Source organism: Natrinema saccharevitans (assembly GCF_001953745.1).
GTDB classification, from domain to species: domain Archaea; phylum Halobacteriota; class Halobacteria; order Halobacteriales; family Natrialbaceae; genus Natrinema; species Natrinema saccharevitans.
In genome coordinates, this window is sequence record NZ_LWLN01000001.1 from 1,576,611 (window position 1) to 1,594,778 (window position 18,168).

The window sequence follows — 18,168 nt, forward strand, 5'->3', positions numbered from 1 at the left end:
CACGACACATATTCAACGCGGGATTCGGCATCGGTCGGCGCCCGGCCGCGGGCCGTCCCGACGGCGCGTCAGCTCCCGCAGAGACCGCGAGCGCCGTCTCGACCTACGTCCTTCCGCCGCCGGGCTCGGACGCCGGATCGTCGAGCAGCGCCGTCGCCATCTGCCGGGCCACGTACGCGAACGCGTTCGAGAGGTGGAGGACGAGGACGCCGATCGCCACCGCCACCGCGGCGGCGAGGACGGCCTCCGGCAACGTTTCGATCGGCCACGTGATCGGCTCGTCGTTGACGGTCACCAGTTCGGGCGCGTACGGGTACCGCAGCGGCGCGGATACCAATGAAAGGGCGGTCGACAGTGGGATCAGCAACACGACCGCGATGACTCCGAGCGGGAACCTGACCATGAGAAATCCCAGTCCGCGCCAGGTCGAGGACGCCTCGAGGGACGTCCCGATCCGTGCCCGGACGCCGCGTCCCGACGCGATGTCGGTGTCGTCAGTCCGCAACTCGAGGCCCAGCAGCGCGTTCGCGAGCCACCGCTCGACGCCCGCGGCGAGCCGAGCGAGGAGAAGCGTCACGAACAGGACGACGAGCCCGATCCCGACCGGCGAGAGGACCGCGCCGACCACGAGCCCCATCGTGACGAACGCGTAGTACGCCATCCCGAGCGGTCCCGCGAGGACCACGTAACACAGGTTCTTGTACGCCTGTCGATCGGCGATGACCCCGAGAACGGTACTGATTACGGACCGATCTGCACCCGCACGTGCTGACCTCGCCATCTCACCCGATACTTGTAACGCGAACAAGAAGTAGTCCCGACCGATTTCCGAGCGAGAAAACGGACCCGGCCGCCGTACGAGTATCGCGCTCGATCAGAACGCCCGCTTGATCTTCTCGAAGAAGCCTTCCTTGACCTCGATCTCGTCGCCGCCGGCCTCCGCGAACTCCTCGAGGGCCTCGCGCTGGTCCTCGTTTAAGCTCTCGGGGGTGACGACCTGCACCTTGACGTAGAGGTCGCCCTGCCCGCGGCCGCGCAGTCGGGGCATTCCCTTGCCCTCGAGGCGGAAGGTCTCGCCGCTCTGGGTCCCCTTGGGGATCTCGAACTCCGCGCCGCCCTCGAGGGTGGGGACCTCGACGGTGTCGCCGAACGTGGCCTGCGGGAACGAGATCGGCAGCCGGTAACGCAGGTCGTCGCCCTCGCGTTCGAACTCCTCGTGGTCGCGGATCGAGACGTCGATCAGCAGGTCGCCGCGGGGGCCGCCCTCGGGACTGGGTGCGCCCTCGCCTTCCATCCGCAGCGTCTGGCCCTCCTGAATGCCGGCCGGGACCTCGACGGTCAGCGTCGCCTCGGTGCGGACGTAGCCCTCGCCGCGACACTCGTCGCAGGTCTCGGAGTACAGCGTCCCCTCGCCCTCACAGCGGGGACAGGCCGTCGTCTGCTGGACCCTACCGAGCGGCGTCTGCTGAACCTGCGTCACCTGCCCGCGGCCCTGACACTCCGGACAGGTCTCGGCGTCGGCCTCCGGCGGGTGGCCCTCGCCCTCGCAGACGTCACACTCCTCGGGCCGCTCGAGCGAGAACTGCTTTTCCGCGCCCTCGTAGGCCTCTTCGAGGTCGATCTCGAGTTCGGTCCGCAGGTCGCGGCCCTTGCGGGGGCGACGGCGACCGCGGCCGCCGCCACCGCCGCCGAAGACCTGTTCGAAGAGGTCGCCGAGGCCGCCGCCACCGCCGCCCATGCCGCCCATACCGCCACCACCCATGCCGCCGCCGAACGGGCCGCCGCCCATGCCGCCCGCGCCGCCGGACTCGCTGGCGTCGAAGCCGTGTTTCTCGGCCTGCTCGTAGCGCTCGTGGCCCATCTGGTCGTAGGCCTCGCGCTTCTCCTCGTCGGTCAGGACCTGCTTTGCCTTCTGGATTTTCTTGAACTTCTCCTCGGCGTCGGGGTCGTCGCTGACGTCGGGGTGGTACTCGGTGGCCTTCGTCCGATACGCCTGCTTGATCTCCTCGGTAGAGGCGTCGGGGCTCACGCCGAGTACGTCGTAGAAGTCCTCGCTCATTCGTTGTGCAACCGATACTCGTCTGAGGCACTTGAAACGACCGTTCCGAACTTTTTGCGCCTCGGGTCCCTCGCTATGCTCACGGCTTCGCCGTTCGCATCGTCGCGGTTCTCGCTCACTCCGTTCGCTCCGAACCGCGCACCGCTCGGAACCACTCGGCGCAAAAACTTCGATGAAAAAAGACCGCCTCCGCGGACTTCGTCCGCTTCGGCGGGGAACCGCTCGCTACGCTCGCGGATGCTCACCGTGGTACTACTTCATTTCACAGCAAAACCGCCACCATATATCGAAGCGGAGCCGAGTGGCGAGTTAGCGGTCGTTACTCCTCGTCGTCTTCCTCGAAGTCGACGTCCTCGAAGTCGGCGTCGACGAACTCCTCACCCTCGTCACCGGCAGCGCCCGCATCGGGGCCGGGGTTGGGGCCGCCGCCCATGCCGCCCATTCCGGCACCGCCGGCACCCGCTGCGCCGCCGGCCGCACCGCCAGCGCCGGCAGCGCCCGCACCGGCTTCCTGCTGGTAGACCTGCTTGCCGATCTCCTGCAGCGCCTCGCTCAGGCTCTCGGTCGCGGTCTCGATGTCGTCGGCGTCGGCCTCGTCGTCGTCGATCGTCGCCTCGAGGTCCTCGATCTCGGCCTCGATGTCGGCGCGGAGGTCGTCGTCGACCTGCTCGTCGTTCTCCTCGAGCAGCGTCTCGGCGCGCTGGATCGTCGCCTCGGCGTTGTTCCGGGCTTCGATCCGCTGGCGCTTTTGCTGGTCCTCTTCGGCGTGTTTCTCGGCTTCGCGCTGCATCTTCTCGATCTCGGAGTCGGAGAGGCCGGCACCGCCCTCGATGGTGATCTCCTCGGTGGTGCCGCTGCCTTTGTCCTCGGCGGAGACGTTGACGATACCGTTCTCGTCGATGGAGAAGGTGACCTCGATCTGGGGCGTTCCGGCGGGTGCCGGCGGGATGCCGGTCAGGTGGAACTCGCCGAGCAGTTCGTTCTCCTCGGCCAGTTCGCGCTCGCCCTGGAAGACCCGGACCTGGACCGTGGTCTGGTTGTCGGCCGCGGTGGTGAAAATCTTCGACTCCTCGGTCGGGATCGTCGTGTTCTTCTCGATGAGTCGCTCGAAGAGACCACCCTTGACCTCGATCCCCAGCGAGAGCGGGGTGACGTCGAGCAGAACGATGTCGTCGACCTCGCCGCCCAGCACGCCGCCCTGGATCGCCGCGCCCAGCGCGACGGCCTCGTCGGGGTTGACGTTCTTCTGGGGCTCCTTGCCGGTCAGCTCCTCGACCTTCTCGCCAACCTGGGGCATCCGGGTCGAGCCGCCGACGAGCAGCACCTCGTCGATCTCGTCTTTCTCGTAGCCGGCGTCCTCGAGGGCCTGCTCGGTCGGTTCGACGGTCCGCTCGATGAGGTCGCTGGTCAGCGACTCGAACTTCGCGCGGGTCAGCGACTTCTCTAAGTGGATCGGGCCGTCGTCGGTCGCCGTGATGAACGGCAGGTTGATCTCGGTTTCCTTGCGCGAGGAGAGTTCGATCTTGGCCTCCTCGGCTGCGTCTTTGAGCCGCTGGAGGGCCTGACGGTCCTCGCGGAGGTCGATCCCGTGTTCCGCCTCGAACTCCTCGGCGAGCCAGTCGATGATGGCCTCGTCCCAGTCGTCGCCGCCGAGGTCGTTGTCGCCGTTGGTCGCGACGACCTCGTAGACGCCGCCGCCGAGGTCGAGAATCGAGACGTCGAAGGTCCCCCCACCGAGGTCGTAGACGAGGACGGTCTGGTCCTGGTCGTCCTCGAGGCCGTAGGCCATCGAGGCGGCCGTCGGCTCGTTGATGATGCGCTCGACCTCGAAGCCGGCGATCTCGCCGGCGTCCTTGGTCGCCTGGCGCTGTCGGTCCGAGAAGTAGGCGGGGACCGTGATGACGGCTTTCTCGACTTCGTCGCCCAGATAGTCCTCGGCGTCGCGTTTGATCTTCTGGAGGATCATCGCCGAGATCTCTTCGGGCGTGTACTCCTCGTCGTCGTCACCGGACTCCGTCCGGCTGCTCGAGGGATCTTCCGATCCCTCGCTGATCTCGACGGTGTAGTCCTCCTCGCCGATGTGGCGCTTGATCGACTGAATCGTCTTTTCGGGGTTCTGGACGGCCTGGTTCTTGGCCGGCTTCCCGACGAGTCGCTCGTCGTCGGAGAAGGCGACGACGGAAGGGGTCGTCCGTTCGCCTTCGGAGTTGACGATGATCTCCGGATCGCCGCCTTCCATCACCGCGAACGCGCTGTTCGTCGTGCCGAGGTCGATTCCGAGAATCTTGTTGCTCGCCATCGTGGAGGGGTATTGTGCGCACTTTGTTTTAAAGGTTACTAGCCGGGCGCGAACACCGAATAAAAGCCCGAGACGGGGGCGTAGCGACTCGCTCACGCCAGTTGGGAGACAGTAAAAACGAGCGGGGAAGATCGGTCGATCGGCCCCCGTGCCGGATCAGTGACTGGGTGTGAGACGGCCGATCGCGTCGTCGCCGCGGGCCGAAGCGACGACGAACCGAGAGCGCTGGTTACTCCTCGTCGGTCGCGTCGCCGGCGACTTCGCCGCCGAGTTCGATCGCCTCTGCGTCGTCTTCGCCGTCCTCGGTCGTCCCGTCGTCTGACTCGGCCGGCCCCTCGTCGGTCCCGGACTCGTCGCCGTCGGCGTCGCCGTCCGAACCGGCGACCGTGTCGTCGCTCGAGGACTCGTCGTCGGCGGACTCCCCGTTCGAGACCGTCACCTGCGCGTTCTGGATGACCTTGTCGCCCATCTCGTAGCCGGGCGTGTAGACGTCGGCGACCGTCCCCTCGGGCTGGTCGCTGTCGACCTGCATCATGACCTCGTGGCGCTGGGGATCGGTCTCGGTACCGGGCTCGGGGTCGATCTCGGCGACGTTCTCGTCCTCGAGGACCCGGTCGAACTCCTTGAGCGTCATCTCGACGCCCTCTTGCAGGCTCTCGACGTCGTCGCTGTCCTCCTCGAGGGCGCGTTTGAGGTTGTCCCGGACGGTGATGAGCCGCTCGACGAGATCCTCCGTGGCGCGGTCTTTGATCTGCTGTTGGCGCTTCTTGGCGCGTTTCTTGTAGTTCTGGAAGTCGGCCTGTTTGCGCTTGAGCCGGCTCTTCAAGTCCTCGACTTCCTCCTCGTACTCCGCGAGTCGCTCGTCCCGGGCCTCGAGTTCGTCCTGCAGTTCGCCGATGGTCTCGGCCTGGGACTCGATGCGTTCCTCGAGATCCTCGAGTTCGTCGCGCTGGTGTTTGACGGTGCCGTTCAGGTTGCGGGCCTCCTCGACGATCGAGTTGACCTTCCGTGCGAGTTCGTCGTCGTACTCGGTAATCCGATCGAGGACGCGCTGGATGTCCTCGCTAGTTTCGGGTGCGCTGGTCTCGTCCGCCTCGGGAGTCGACTCGGCCTCGGCACCGTCCCCATCGGCGTCGGTCGGCGTCTGATCCGCATCGTCGGTTGCCGCGGGTTCCACGTCCGACTCCTCGTCGTCGGAAGCCGGCTCCGATTCCCCATCCGTCGAGACGTCGGGATCCGCCGCGGTCGTCTCGCCGTCGTCGGATTCCTCCTCGGACGGGACACCCTGGGCGAACCGCTCCGTGCCCTCGTCTTCGCTCATATGGCTGTCAACGAACAGCGGTAATAAAAGGGTTGAGGTACCCGTGTCGGTGCCGTCGAACCGACTCTGTCATCCGCGTCGTTTGCACCGCTCACCTCACTCGGTCCAGAAACCGCGCTGTCGAGTTTCGATTTCCGTGAGGACCATCGCGAGGACGTCACGCCAGTCCGACGGGTGGGACGCGTCGGACCCCGGTGTCGGCGCGTCGGGGCCCGGGTGAACGTGGTCCCGTGCGTTGTGGTCCGACGGATGCCGGTCCCATCGGTGATCGAACGTCCTCCCCTCGTGATCCTCGTGATAGTGGAACGTGAAATCGCCGTTCTCGAACCAAACGATTTCCAGATGGGCGGCGCGGATCCGATTCGGATAGAACCCGGAATCGTATCGACCGACGATCCGACCCGGTGCGAACTCGGGTTCCGCTTCGATCCGGTCGAACCGATCGTCAGTAGCGAGCCGGGCCGCGATACGGTCGAGGCGATCGAAGTCGACCGGTGCGCCGCTCTCGCCCTCGGGACCCTCGCCGCTCCGGTCGGTCATACGGCGGATCGTCCGTCGGCGGTATCGCCGGGAGCGGTCGCCAACGCACGTTCGAGCAGGGCGATCCGATCGCGGACCGTCTTCCACGCGGAAACGTCCTCCCACACGTCCTCCACGGACCGGTCCGTCGCCGACGCGTGGGCCGCGATCGAAACCTCGTTCGGATCGGCGGCGTCGAACGCCTCGCTGAACGCCTCGTCGCGATCCGTCTCCGCCTCGAGTGAGTCCACCAACTCGGCGGTATCGTACCGCTCCCGGAGACGCTGAACGCGACGCCAGATCAGGTACTCCCGATTTCGCTCGTACGTCGCCGGCGACTCGGTAACGCGCCTGACGATCCCGATGCGTTCGAACCACTCGAGATACTCCCTGGCCGCGTCCACGCCGTGGCCGGCGCGTTCCGCGACGTCACCGACCGTCGTCGGGGCGTCTAACTCGAGGGCCGCATCGAAGAAATCGTCGCGCGTGCGATCGCCGCGAGCGACCGCTTCGGGGGGCGTCAGCGCGTCGAAATCCGGTCGCTCCTCGCGCTCGTCCGCGCTCGCTTTCAGTTCCGGATCCGGCTCTTTCATACCCGTCCTAGCCCGCGATACGGAATAAATCCTTTCGTCATGGAAATATATCGCTTCCGCCCGGGACATCCGACCGTATATGTGCGTCTGCCCTCGATTGGAAGCCGTGACGCGGAGCCCCGACGGCGACTCCCCCGAAATCGAATGCCGGTACGAGGACGGGACGATCCGGATCGACGGCCTCGAGGCCGTGCCACTCTCGCCGTCGTCGCTCCGGGAGTCGGTTCCGGAACTCGAGGCCGATTCCCGGACCGGCGGCTGGCGCGTCCCCGCCTACCGATACGCCGAGTTGCGGGCGGCGCTGTGGCGGGCCGACGCTGCACTCGAGGACCGGGTCCTCGATCTCGAGTCCGTCGGGGACCTCGCGTCAGCCTACGAACTCCGGCCGTACCAGGAACGGGCGCTCGAGGCGTGGCTCGACACCGACCGATGGACCGACGCGCCCGGTCCCGAACCGGCCGCTCGAGCGCCCGCCGGCGTCCTCGAACTGCCGACCGGCAGCGGCAAGACCGTTATCGCGCTGCAGGCGATCGAGCGGCTCTCGGTCCCGACGCTGGTCGTCGTTCCGACGATCGACCTCGTAGAGCAGTGGGAGCGAGAGCTCGAGCGCGAGTTCGGCGGCCCCATCGGGCGCTTCGGCGGCGGCGAACAGCGGCTCGAGCCGATTACCGTCTCGACGTACGACTCGGCGTACCTGAAAGCCGATTCGGTGGGCGACCGGTTCGGGTTCGCCGTCTTCGACGAGGCTCACCACCTCGGCGGCGAGGGGTACCGCGAGATCGCGCGGCTGCTGGCCGCCCCCGCACGCGTGGGCCTGACCGCCACCTTCGAGCGGCCCGACGGCGCACACGAAGTCGTCGAAGGCCTCGTCGGGCCGCTCGTCCACCGGGTCGACGTGGACGACCTCGCCGGCGACCACCTCGCGGCCTACGATCTCAAACGCCTCGAGGTGTCGCTCACTCCCGAGGAGCGGACGGAGTACGAGCGAGACCAGGAGGTCTTCACCGACTACCTCGCGAAGTCGAACATCGAAATGCGGAGCGGCGCGGACTACCAGGAACTCGTCAAGCGGTCGGGGTCGGATCCCGAGGCCCGCGAGGCGCTGCTCGCGCGCCAGCGCGCACGGGAGATCATGTTCGGCAGCGAGGCCAAACTCGAGGCGCTTTCGGGGATCCTCGACGACCACCGCGACGACCGGGTCATCGTCTTCACGGCCCACAACGACCTGGCGTACGACGTCAGCGAGCGGTTCCTCACCCCGACGATCACCCACCGGACCGGGACAGCGGAGCGCCGCGGGATCTTGGAGCGGTTCCGCGAGGGCACCTACAGCCGGATCGCGACCTCGAACGTCCTCGACGAGGGCGTCGACGTTCCCGACGCCAACGTCGCGGTCGTCCTCTCCGGCAGCGGCAGCGAGCGGGAGTTCGTCCAGCGGCTCGGGCGGATCCTCCGCCCGACGGCCGACGGCGGCCGGGCGATCCTCTACGAGGTCGTCGCCGCCGACACCGGCGAGGAACGGATCGCCGCTCGGCGGCGAGAGTGACGCGGCGAAGAGCGGCCCGCGTCGAGCGACCGCATCCGGCCGGCCGTTCCGGGCCACGTCGGCCCCGTAGTGGCGCTCGAGGCGGTATCGCGTCGCTCGGTCCGCGGTGGGGCCCCATCAATCGCTCGTCTCCGGGTTCCACTCCCCGCCGAGGTCTCCCCGCCCGGTCGTCTCGAACGAGCCGTCCTCGAAGCGCGTCACGCGCCCGGTCTCTTCGCTCAACGTCAGCGTCGACACCACGGTCGGCCGCCGCGAGGTGTCCAGCGCGCTCATGTGGCGCGACCCCATCCAGTCCTCGTAGCCGGGATCGTCCGGGTCCCCCGCCCCGCACTCGAGTTCGTCGGGTGAGAGGTCGGTAAACCGGACCAGCTGTTCCTGAACGACGCCGTCTGCGCTGACGACGACGGCCCCGTCGCGGGTCCTCGCGACCTCCCGGGCCGTCTCGTAGAAGGCGTCGAGGTCGAGACGGACGTCGCGACAGCGGTCCGTCGGCCACGTGTTGTCGCCCATCGGGTGTGCGAAGTCCGCGATCGACGGGCCGACGACGACGGCGACGTACATCCCGGGGCCCCTGACGTACTGTTCGTCCCAGCGATCGAAGTCGATGCTGATCGACTCGAGCGCGTGTAACAGACGGTCGATCAGTTCTCGAACCCCGTCGTGGGTTCCGTACGGGATTCGAAGCGACGAATCGTCCATATCGGACGATGGAATCAGGGGACCGTAATCCCGGTGGCCGAACCGCCGGCCGGCGAGGGTGATGGCCGCTGCCTCGTCCGGGCCACTTTTGTCGACGCCGCGCCGACATCTGACGAATGCTGACGAAGGACCTGTTGCGCGTCTCGCGGGCCGGCGGCGGCTACCACCCGCAGTTCGCCGGCCGCGACCGGCGCCCGCTCGCGGCCCGGGTCATCGGCACCTATCAGGGCCACGTCGGCGAACCCCGCGGCGAACTCGAGGACGCGCTGACTACCCTGGAGAGCGAGGCCGACGACTTCAAACTCGTCCGCGGGCTCTCGGCGCTGCTCGAGCGCGAGGCAGCGTTCGAGACCGACGCGGCGATCGATCCCGAGCGGGCCCGCCGGGCCGCCTTCGAAGCCGCCGAGGCTGTCGGCGTCGTCACCGAGGACGAGCGCGCGATGGCGCTGATCCGGGCGGGCGAGTCGCTCGGCGTCTCGGCCGACGCCCTCGAGACGGCGCTGTACGCCGACCTCGAGGAGCGACGGGTCCTGACCGCGGTCGACTCGCGCTGGGAGCCGGACGAACTGCTCGCCCAGTACAACCTGTCGCTGGCCCAGACGGCGCTGTTCGACGCGACCGAGGTCCGACTCCGCTCGAGCGATCCGAAGGCCCTGATCTCGGCGATCAAGCGCCTGCGACTGCTGTACGAGATCCGGCGGCTCGAGGGCGAGTCCGCGCCGAGCGGGGACGCTACGGGAGGCGATCTCGCGGGCGGGGACGGGATCGCCGAACGGGAGGTCGTCGTGACCGGCCCGACCCGTCTCTTCCGGGCGACGCGACGGTACGGCACCCGTTTCGCGCGACTGTTACGGACCGTGGCGTCGGCCGAGCGGTGGTCGCTCGAGGCGACGATCGACGACCGCGGGACCGAACGGACGCTCTCGCTCTCCCACGACGACCCCGTTCGGGTGCCCGACGCCAAACCGGTCGCGGACGTCTCGTTCGACAGCGGCGTCGAGGCCGACTTCGCCGCCCGATTTACGAACCTCGATCTCGACTGGGACCTCGTCCGCGAGCCCGAGCCGCTCGCCACGGGGACGCGGGTGATGATCCCCGACTTCGCGTTCGACTACGCCTACGGCGACTTCCGGCTCTACTTCGAGATCATGGGCTTTTGGACCCCCGAGTACGTCGAGAAGAAACTCGCGCAACTGGCCGACCTCGAGGACGTGGACATGCTCGTGGCCGTCGACGAGTCGCTGGGCGTCGGCGAGGAGATCGCGGCCCGCGACCACCGGGCGATCCCCTACTCGGGAACGGTGCGGGTCAAAGACGTCGCCGGCGTCCTCCGGGAGTACGAGCGCCAGCTGGTCGCCGAGAGCGCGGCCGCCCTGCCCGACGAACTTCGACCCGACGAGGACGCGATCGCGCTCGAGCGGCTGGCCGAGCGCCACGGCGTCAGCGCGGACGCACTGGCTGACGTCGCCGTCCCCGACCACGAACGAGTCGGCCGGACGCTCGTCCGACCGGCCGTCCTCGAGTCGCTGGCCGACGAGATCGAGGCTGGGATGGCCCTCGAGGACGCCGAGGCGGTCCTCGAGGAGTATGGGATCGCCGACGCGAGCGCCGTCCTCTCGCGGCTGGGGTATCGCGTCGAGTGGGACGGGCTGGCCGGCGGGACGCTCGTGGAACGGGACCCGAAGTGACGCCACGACCCGGCCGCCGGGCCGAACGCGCGGTCCCCAACGTGCTTTGTACGCAGGTTTAAGCGTCCGAAGTCCAAGGGATAGACAGTGACCCGCTCCCCCTCCACCGACCTCGTCTCTATCTTGCTCGTCGAGGACAACCCCGGCGACGTTCGCCTCATCGAGGAGGCGTTCAAATCGGCGGAGTTCGAAACGACGTTCCATACCGTCACCGACGGCAGCGCCGCCCTCGAGTTACTCCACGAACGAGCGGCGAGCGAAGACGGTCCCGAACTGGACCTGATGTTGCTCGATCTGAACCTGCCCAGGACCGACGGGTTCGAGGTCCTCGAGACGGTCAAGAACGACCCGAAACTGACGTCGCTGCCGGTACTGGTCCTGACGAGCTCCGAGGCGACCGAAGACATCGTCCGGAGCTACGAACTGTGTGCGAACGCCTACCTTACGAAACCGACCGATCCCGACGAGTTCGCCGACATCGGCCGCGCGGTCGAGGCGTTCTGGATCGAGGAGGCGACGCTGCCGCCGGTGCCCTCGTAAGGACGGCGAGCGGCGAACGATATCGGTGGTCGAGACCGCTACGACTCGAGGTCGCGCTGGCGACCCTTCGGCACCATCGAGCGGAGTTCGCCGTGGACGTAGAGGCCGACGCCGATCGGTTCGCGCTCGCCGGCGACGTCGTGGGCGGCGATCAGGTAGCCCCAGTCGCCGTCCCACCGCGGAATCTCCTGATCCGCTCCCGCGGCGAATCGGCGGGCCTCCGCGGGCGCTAAGTCGATCACACACGCCGTCGCCGCGCGGCCGAACCGCTGGACGAAGTCGGTCGTGGGCTTCCAGTGTTCCTGGCGGGTGCGGAGACAGGTCATCCCGATCGCCTCGATCTCGAGCGGCGTCGAGGCCTCGCCGCCGTAGACCCAGATCTTGCCCGCGCCCTTCTCCCAGAAGGTGTAGTCGTCGAACGTCGCGGGCGGGATCCCGAACCGGTCGGCGAAGTAGTCGACGACCTCCTCGCGAGTTGCTCGGCCCCCGACGGTCCGCTCGTCCGCCGTGGCCGGCAGCCGATCGAACCGCTGGCCGTCGTTGTCGTGGCTCATCACGCGGTCACCTCCAGTTTCGCGACGAAGAAGCCGCCGGTGTCGTTGTGATGCGGGTAGATCCGGGCCGCCTTCTCGAGGCTCGAGTCGAACGACCGGCCGTCCCACTCGGTCAGGCCGGGCGCGTGTTCTAATTCGAGGGCGAAGTCGACGACGCGACAGTCTTCCTCGTCTACGGCGTGTTGCACGACGGCTTCGTTCTCCTCGGGAGCGAACGTACAGGTCGAGTAGACGACCGTCCCGCCCTCGCGGGTGGCCTGGATCGCCCGGCGGATGATCCCCTTCTGGATCCCCGCGACCGAGGAGACGTGGCCCTCGGACCAGTTGTCCAGCGCGTCGGGATTCTTCCGGATCGTCCCCTCACAGGAACAGGGGGCGTCGACGAGGGTCCGGTCGAATTCGTCGAACTCGAATCGCTCGAGCGAGTAATTTCGGGCGTCCTCGTTCGTGACCGCGAGGCTCGTCGCGCCCAGCCGTTCGGCGTTGAAACGCAGCGCCGAGATCCGCCCGAGGTTGTTGTCGTTGGCGACGACCGTTCCCCGGTCGTCCATCAGCGCGGCGAGCTGGGTCGCCTTCCCGCCCGGTGCGGCACAGCAGTCCCAGACCCGCTCACCGGGTTGGGGATCGAGGACGACCGGCGGCACCGCCGAGACCTCCTCCTGTCCGTGGGTGAAGCCGTGAAAGGAGGTCCACGTCGAGCCCGGCGCGTCGGTCTCGAGGTCCAACACGCGGGGGTTCCAGTCGGCCTGTTCGTACGCGAGTCCCTCCGCCTCGAGGGCCGCGAGGGCCCGGTCGACCGAGGCCTTGATCGTGTTTACGCGGACGGCGTTGCCGAGCGGCCGCTGACAGGCCGCCAGAAAGTCCTCGAAGTCGTCGATGATCGGTCGATACCGCTCGAGTGGCTCCATCGACTGCGGGTTCGCGCGACTGGCGTTTGTGGGTTTCGAAGCGGCCGGCTCAACCCGGGCCATGCGGTTTGCTGTAACGATGTCTCGGTGCAATCGCAGCGCGGTCGCGTTGCACCGGGAATGACCTATAGAAGGCCGTCTCAGTGCCGGGACGGCGGGATTAGTTCGAACGCCGACCCGGCGACCGCGACGCTGGCGGCGAGCGCGGCGACGGCAACCGCCGTCGATCCGTCGACGAGGAGCCCCCGCACGCCGACGGCCAGAAACAGCAGCGAGAATCCCAGCAGCGAGAGGGTGCCGACGGCGTCGAAGATCGCGTCCGCGACTGCGGAACGGACGATCGCGTCGCGGTCCTCCCGTGTCTTTCCCGACTCCGGATCGGTCGTCGTCATCGTTGGACGAACGATGGACGGCGATCGACATAAATTCGCGGGCGACGGACACGAATCCGGCGGCGGTGTCGGCACACCCTGCCCCCGATTTTAAGCCGTTGACGTGCGTCGGTCCGAGCATGACGGGAATCCGCGTTCAGGGCGAATCGGTGACTCTCGAGAACCCCACGCTCGTCGAAGGGTTTCCGGGCGTCGGCCTCGTGGGCAAGATCGCGACCGACCACCTCATCGAGCAACTCGAGATGGAATACTACGCGAGCGTCAACTGCGAGGGACTGCCGCGGATCGGCGTCTACCGCGAGGGCGACCGGACGGTCCGACCGCCGGTCCGACTCTACGTCGACGAGGACCGCGATCTGCTCGCGCTCCGAAGCGACGCGCCGATCAGCGCCAAGGCCGTCGAGAGCGTCGCGGAGTGTCTGACCGGCTGGATCGTCGAGCAGGGGGCGACCCCGCTGTATCTCAGCGGCCTCCCGGCGGAGCGCGAGAACGGCGAGCGGCCGGATCTCTACGGGATCGCGACCGGGGACGCCGGGGAGCGACTCGAGGACACCGACATGGCGACCCCGCCGGAGGACGGCGTCATCACCGGGCCGACGGGCGCGCTGCTCAACCGCGCCGCCCACGAGAACGACGACAGCCTCGGCTTCGTCGTCGAGTGCGACCACCAGTTTCCCGATCCGGAGGCCGCGAGCGTCCTGCTCGAGGACGCTATCGCTCCGATTGCCGACATCGAAATCGACGTGAGCGAACTGGTCGATCGCGCCGAGGAGATCCGGGCGAAACGGGAACAGTTGGCCCAACAGATGCAGGCGATCGCACGGGAGGAGAGTTCGCAGGCCCAGCCGTTGCGAATGTACCAGTAGGATCGATCGCCGACCGATCCATTACCCCACCTCGGTCGTGGGATATGCAACCACAGTAGCCGGGTGAGAGACCGAATCGCCTTTGACTCTTCAGCCGAATTAACTAGTGATGAGAGTCGCACAGCTCGGGTCGGGGGAGCCGGAGATCGCAGTCGTCGCGGGCGTTCACGGGGACGAACCCTGTGGCGTCCGGGCCGTCGAACGGCTGCTCGAGGAGCGCCCGACCGTCGAACGGCCCGTCAAGCTCATCGTCGCCAACGAGGAAGCGCTCGAGCGACGGGTTCGATTCGTCGACGAGGACCTCAACCGTGCGTTCCCCGGCGACCCGGACGCGACGACCCACGAGGGCCGCCTCGCCACCGAACTGGTCGACGAACTCGAGGGCTGTCTGACCTTCTCGATGCACTCGACCCAGAGCCACGCCGAACCGTTCGCCGTCGTCAACGGCGTCAGCGAGACGGCCGAGGAGATCGTGCCACAGCTACCCGTGACGGCGATGGTCGAGACGAGCAACTTCGCGGAGGGACGGCTCTTCGCCGAGATCGACACGGTCGAGGTCGAGTGCGGGCTCCAGGGCTCGGAGACGGCCGCCGAAAACGCCGATCGGCTGACGCGGGCGTTTCTGGCCGCCGTCGGCGTGTTGCCCGGCGACACGGTCCGGCGCGACCTCCCGATCTATCGGCTCACGGACGTCATCAGCAAGGAACAGGCAGACACCTACGAGGTGTTCGTCGAGAACTTCACCGAGGTCGAGGCCGGCGATTCCTTCGCCGCCGCCGACGGCGACGAGCAGGTCGCCGACGAGTCGTTCTATCCCGTCTTGATGTCTCCGAACGGCTACCGGAACGTCTTCGGCTACGCCGCCGAGAAACTCGACGTCCTCGAGACGCCGGCGTCGGCCGATTAGGTCGCCCGGCTCACCGCGTCGACAGTGGATCCGGTCGAGTTCGGCTGCTGGAGACCACTGCGGCCGACCGTTCGTGAGTGCCGATGACGCAAGGCATATCCCCCTTACCGTCCTACGGACGGGTATGGAGTTCCCACCGAACCAGGGTCTCGATCAGGACGAAGTAGACGAACGGGTCGCCGAGGCGCTCGAGGAAAACGAGGTCGTCCTCTTCATGAAAGGGACCGAACTGATGCCCCAGTGTGGCTACTCCCGCAAGGCGCTGGGTCTGATCGACCAGCACCGCGACGAGTTCGAGACCGTCGACGTCCTCGACTCCCTCGACGAGTTCCGACAGGCGCTGTCGGAACAAAGCGGCTGGGAGACGATCCCGCAGACGTTCGTCGACGGCGAGTTCGTCGGCGGCTCCGACGTCTTAGAGGAACTCGAGGAACGGGGCGAACTCGAGGCGGCGCTCGAGACCGCGTAAGGTCGAGCCGCCGACACGAATCGTCTACTCGAGCTGATATCTCACACATTTAATAGCAGGTCATATAAGTCACGCCCTCGTACTAGCATATCACGACTATCGCCGGACACACCTTCCCACAATGTCAACAGAGGAATCCAGACACGTATATCGGTTGCACTCGACCCTTGAACTGCCCCTCGAAGACCTTCGCGAACACATCGACGAAGCGAGATATCCCGACGGAATCGACGACGTCGAGATCACGCGACGCAACAACACGCTGATACTCAAGGCCGTCGCCGAGGATCAGTCGGTCAGCAAGTACACGCCGACGGCCCAGCTCAAAGCCAGCGTCACGGAAAATCGGGTCTACGAGGAAGACCCCGACGAACGGCGACAGAAATCGTTCAGTTGGGACGAAGAAGAGGAAGAGGAGATCGAGTCCGAACTCGTCGAGTTCGCCGCGTTCAAGGGCGACCGAGAGACGGTCCTCCAGAACTCGCTGTTGCAATACGAGATGTTCCTCGTTCTCTGTGAGATCGCCGAGACCGCCGAGAAGGGGACGCTGACGGCCATCTCGGAACACGACGGCGATCTCGAGGCGACCCGGATCGTCGACGGCGAACCCCGCCCCGCGGACATCGAAGTCGTCGAGGGGCCCCGCGACACCGGCTCGGGACAGGGCGGCGTTAACTGGCGGGACAACGAGTTCATCACGGACTGAAAGCGCTTCCACCAGAACGGAACGGAGAACTGACCGTTGCGTTTCCCTCGCTGAAGACCCAGAGCAACAGCTATAACGACTGATCGTACGGACGTAACAAATTAGTTCTCAGCGTCGGTTGCGCTGATCTCGAGACCGACCGAATCGCCGTCGGAGACTGTCCCGGGAATCTGTCTCGTACCGTATCCGGAATCGAGCGCGAGCCCCAACTCCGCCGACTCCCCTTGCGCTATCGTCACGTAGTTCGTCGGATCGTCGAGTCGGTCGATCGCTTCGGGACCGTCGAAGCCGCCGTCTGGAAAGAGAACGACGCCGCCGGTCGGCGAAACCGTCGCGGACACCTCGATCGCGCGCTCCGAGCGATTCTCCGCTTCGATGAGTTTGGGAAACCCGGTCACGGAGCCGTCGTTTACACCTAGCCCCGGATCGGACGTACCGTTATCGACCTCGGCGATCTTGACGGTGATCGTCCCGTCGCTCTCGGCCGTGACGAACCCGCCGTCGTCCCCGGAGCCAGGTGCGAGCCGCAACAGTGCAGTATCGTCGACTGCGGTCGACACGGTGACACCGCGCTCGGCTTCGGTTCGGCTGAACGCACCGGTCCCGAAGGCCACCCCACCACCGGCGGTAAGAGCCCCCAACCCGACCAGAACCGTGCGTCGTTTCATTCGGTGGTCACTCTCGAGCGCTCCTATCAAAGTTTAATACTATAGATATATAACCGTTCGGTATCGGTCGGAAACGACGCACGGACGCGAACTGACGGCCGCAACTCCGGGCTCAACATGAATCGGCTCATCTCCGCGTTCGGTCTTCTACTGATCGTTCTCGGCGTCGCTCTCGGCAGCGTCCAGTTCGGCGCGTTCGATCAGGTCGTCGCCGAACGGGACGCCTCCGTGAACGTCGCCGGAGAGAGCGAGGCATATCTCTCGGTCCAAGGGGAGTATAATTCCGAAGGAATATCAAATTATGATTGTTTTTTGGGTTTCATTTGTTTTCCAGACGATCAACCACAGACAGTTTCAAGACTCGAAAACAGGTATGCTACCGCATATTCAAACCTCGGTATAGAAGTCGACACCGTCGAAGGCGCATCCGACGATACCCTCGAGGTCAGCGAGGCCCCGACGAACTTGCCCGAAGGGGAGACCGGCGAGGTCGTGGTATCGTGTTCGGGTACCACCACGGCCGAGGGAACCGGTGATGTCACGCTTCGAATCGGCGTTTCCGAACCAATATACATTCATCAGAAAACGACGATTCAGGACGTGTCGTACGACTGTGACGCCGACTATTAGGCGAGCCTGTCCTCCCACTCCTCGGCGGTCATCGACTCGCCGGTGACGCCGTCGGATCCCTGCGCCGCCAGCAGCGCGGCCGCGTCGTCCATCACGTCGGGCTGAAGGATCTCCTCGCGCTCGTCGTCGGGCAGGTGTTCCCAGATGCGCGTGTTGACCCGGCCGCCGGGGTCGATCGCGTTGACGTTGATTCCCTCGTCTTCGACCTCGAGCGCGACGGCCTGAGTAAAGCCCTCGAGCCCCCACTTCGAGGTGATGTAGGCCGCGGCGTCGGGGATGGCGTACCGGCCCAGTCCCGAAGAGACGTTGACGACGTTGCCCGAGTCCTGGTTGGCCCCGAGCATCGCCTCGAGGACCCGCTTCGTGAACAGGGAGACGCCTTTGACGTTGACGTCCATGATCGTGTCCCACTCCTCCTCGTCGGTCTCCACGAGCGAGCGGCGCTCCTCGCCGAAGCTGAGCCCGGAGACGCCGGCGTTGTTGATCAGCGTATCGACGCGCCCGAACCGCTCGAGGGTGGCGTCGACGACGCGGTCGACGTCGTCGGCCTCGCGGACGTCCGCCGGCGCGACCAGCGTCTCGTCGGCCGCCTCGTCGGCGACGGCCTCGAGGTCGGCCTCGCTGCGGGCCGTGAGGACGACGTTCGCGCCGCGGTCGGAGAGGGCAAGCGCCATGGAGCGTCCGAGTCCCTTGCTCGCACCGGTGACGATGATCGTCTCGTCGTTGAGCGTCGTCATGTGACCGATCGGTTACGGGGCCAGCGAGTAATACGTTCGCCCGACCGGTCGGATCGGTCACCGAGGC

At 66.7% G+C, this 18,168-nt stretch carries 21 protein-coding genes; 8 read left to right on the forward strand and 13 right to left on the reverse strand.

The genetic code is table 11. The features are described from left to right. Positions 1 to 103: 103 nt before the first annotated feature. From A6E15_RS07995 to A6E15_RS08020, 7 genes are all read right to left on the reverse strand, one after another. A complete protein-coding gene (locus tag A6E15_RS07995) occupies positions 104 to 781 on the reverse strand; it encodes a sensor domain-containing protein (protein ID WP_076145326.1) in 678 nt (225 codons plus the stop codon). A gap of 93 nt (positions 782 to 874) precedes the next feature. Beyond that, positions 875 to 2,059, reverse strand: a complete 1,185-nt coding sequence (gene dnaJ / locus A6E15_RS08000) for a molecular chaperone DnaJ (RefSeq protein WP_076145328.1) — start codon at positions 2,057 to 2,059, stop codon at positions 875 to 877. Then, positions 2,056 to 2,304 (reverse strand): hypothetical protein, encoded by a 249-nt coding sequence (locus A6E15_RS20310; RefSeq protein ID WP_139326578.1) that lies wholly within the window; start codon positions 2,302 to 2,304, stop codon positions 2,056 to 2,058. Before A6E15_RS20310 ends, dnaJ begins: the two co-directional genes overlap by 4 nt. A gap of 74 nt (positions 2,305 to 2,378) precedes the next feature. Beyond that, positions 2,379 to 4,358 (reverse strand): molecular chaperone DnaK, encoded by a 1,980-nt coding sequence (gene dnaK / locus A6E15_RS08005; protein ID WP_076145330.1) that lies wholly within the window; start codon positions 4,356 to 4,358, stop codon positions 2,379 to 2,381. A 229-nt stretch (positions 4,359 to 4,587) separates the two neighbouring features. Continuing rightward, positions 4,588 to 5,679 (reverse strand): nucleotide exchange factor GrpE, encoded by a 1,092-nt coding sequence (gene grpE, locus A6E15_RS08010; protein WP_076145332.1) that lies wholly within the window; start codon positions 5,677 to 5,679, stop codon positions 4,588 to 4,590. A 96-nt stretch (positions 5,680 to 5,775) separates the two neighbouring features. After that, complete coding sequence (locus A6E15_RS08015; RefSeq protein WP_076145334.1) at positions 5,776 to 6,219, reverse strand: hypothetical protein; 444 nt, start codon at positions 6,217 to 6,219, stop codon at positions 5,776 to 5,778. Then, positions 6,216 to 6,791 carry a DUF7342 family protein gene (locus A6E15_RS08020; protein WP_076145336.1) on the reverse strand — a complete coding sequence of 192 codons (576 nt, stop codon included), beginning with the start codon at positions 6,789 to 6,791 and terminating at the stop codon, positions 6,216 to 6,218. Before A6E15_RS08020 ends, A6E15_RS08015 begins: the two co-directional genes overlap by 4 nt. A 79-nt stretch (positions 6,792 to 6,870) precedes the next feature. Between A6E15_RS08020 and A6E15_RS08025 the strand changes: the two genes are divergently transcribed. Further along, positions 6,871 to 8,337, forward strand: coding sequence for a DEAD/DEAH box helicase (locus A6E15_RS08025; protein ID WP_076145338.1), 1,467 nt, complete (start codon positions 6,871 to 6,873; stop codon positions 8,335 to 8,337). A 117-nt stretch (positions 8,338 to 8,454) separates the two neighbouring features. On the opposite strand, the gene A6E15_RS08030 is transcribed toward A6E15_RS08025, so the two are convergent. Next, on the reverse strand, positions 8,455 to 9,036 hold the full coding sequence (locus A6E15_RS08030) for a diadenylate cyclase (protein WP_076145340.1): 582 nt from the start codon (positions 9,034 to 9,036) through the stop codon (positions 8,455 to 8,457). 116 nt (positions 9,037 to 9,152) lie between these two features. Between A6E15_RS08030 and A6E15_RS08035 the strand changes: the two genes are divergently transcribed. Further along, positions 9,153 to 10,724, forward strand: a complete 1,572-nt coding sequence (locus A6E15_RS08035; protein ID WP_076145341.1) for a DUF790 family protein — start codon at positions 9,153 to 9,155, stop codon at positions 10,722 to 10,724. A gap of 87 nt (positions 10,725 to 10,811) precedes the next feature. Continuing rightward, positions 10,812 to 11,264 (forward strand): response regulator, encoded by a 453-nt coding sequence (locus A6E15_RS08040; protein WP_076145343.1) that lies wholly within the window; start codon positions 10,812 to 10,814, stop codon positions 11,262 to 11,264. A gap of 38 nt (positions 11,265 to 11,302) precedes the next feature. Here the strand turns inward: A6E15_RS08040 and A6E15_RS08045 are convergent, their stop codons facing one another. The 3 genes from A6E15_RS08045 to A6E15_RS08055 all read right to left on the reverse strand — a co-directional run bounded on the left by A6E15_RS08045 (position 11,303) and on the right by A6E15_RS08055 (position 13,118). Beyond that, positions 11,303 to 11,818, reverse strand: a complete 516-nt coding sequence (locus A6E15_RS08045) for a DUF7122 family protein (RefSeq protein ID WP_076145345.1) — start codon at positions 11,816 to 11,818, stop codon at positions 11,303 to 11,305. Further along, positions 11,818 to 12,726, reverse strand: coding sequence for an RsmB/NOP family class I SAM-dependent RNA methyltransferase (locus tag A6E15_RS08050; RefSeq protein WP_076145348.1), 909 nt, complete (start codon positions 12,724 to 12,726; stop codon positions 11,818 to 11,820). Before A6E15_RS08050 ends, A6E15_RS08045 begins: the two co-directional genes overlap by 1 nt. 140 nt (positions 12,727 to 12,866) lie before the next feature. Beyond that, on the reverse strand, positions 12,867 to 13,118 hold the full coding sequence (locus A6E15_RS08055) for a hypothetical protein (protein WP_076145349.1): 252 nt from the start codon (positions 13,116 to 13,118) through the stop codon (positions 12,867 to 12,869). A 119-nt stretch (positions 13,119 to 13,237) separates the two neighbouring features. On the opposite strand from A6E15_RS08055, the gene A6E15_RS08060 reads away from it, so the two are divergent. From A6E15_RS08060 to A6E15_RS08075, 4 genes are all read left to right on the forward strand, one after another. Continuing rightward, on the forward strand, positions 13,238 to 13,984 hold the full coding sequence (locus A6E15_RS08060) for a proteasome assembly chaperone family protein (RefSeq protein ID WP_076145352.1): 747 nt from the start codon (positions 13,238 to 13,240) through the stop codon (positions 13,982 to 13,984). Positions 13,985 to 14,093: 109 nt separating this feature from the next. Continuing rightward, positions 14,094 to 14,891, forward strand: coding sequence for a M14 family metallopeptidase (locus A6E15_RS08065; RefSeq protein ID WP_076145354.1), 798 nt, complete (start codon positions 14,094 to 14,096; stop codon positions 14,889 to 14,891). 124 nt (positions 14,892 to 15,015) lie between these two features. Further along, on the forward strand, positions 15,016 to 15,360 hold the full coding sequence (locus A6E15_RS08070) for a glutaredoxin family protein (RefSeq protein ID WP_076145355.1): 345 nt from the start codon (positions 15,016 to 15,018) through the stop codon (positions 15,358 to 15,360). 121 nt (positions 15,361 to 15,481) lie between these two features. Continuing rightward, on the forward strand, positions 15,482 to 16,066 hold the full coding sequence (locus tag A6E15_RS08075; protein ID WP_076145357.1) for a DUF7110 family protein: 585 nt from the start codon (positions 15,482 to 15,484) through the stop codon (positions 16,064 to 16,066). Positions 16,067 to 16,167: 101 nt separating this feature from the next. Here A6E15_RS08075 and A6E15_RS08080 read toward each other — a convergent pair whose 3' ends face one another. After that, positions 16,168 to 16,734, reverse strand: coding sequence for a hypothetical protein (locus A6E15_RS08080; protein WP_076145359.1), 567 nt, complete (start codon positions 16,732 to 16,734; stop codon positions 16,168 to 16,170). Between the two features lie 117 nt (positions 16,735 to 16,851). Between A6E15_RS08080 and A6E15_RS08085 the strand changes: the two genes are divergently transcribed. Then, positions 16,852 to 17,364, forward strand: a complete 513-nt coding sequence (locus A6E15_RS08085; RefSeq protein ID WP_076145361.1) for a hypothetical protein — start codon at positions 16,852 to 16,854, stop codon at positions 17,362 to 17,364. On the opposite strand, the gene A6E15_RS08090 is transcribed toward A6E15_RS08085, so the two are convergent. Then, positions 17,361 to 18,101, reverse strand: coding sequence for an SDR family oxidoreductase (locus A6E15_RS08090; RefSeq protein WP_076145362.1), 741 nt, complete (start codon positions 18,099 to 18,101; stop codon positions 17,361 to 17,363). The two genes, A6E15_RS08085 and A6E15_RS08090, sit on opposite strands and share 4 nt — an antisense overlap. Positions 18,102 to 18,168 lie beyond the last annotated feature (67 nt).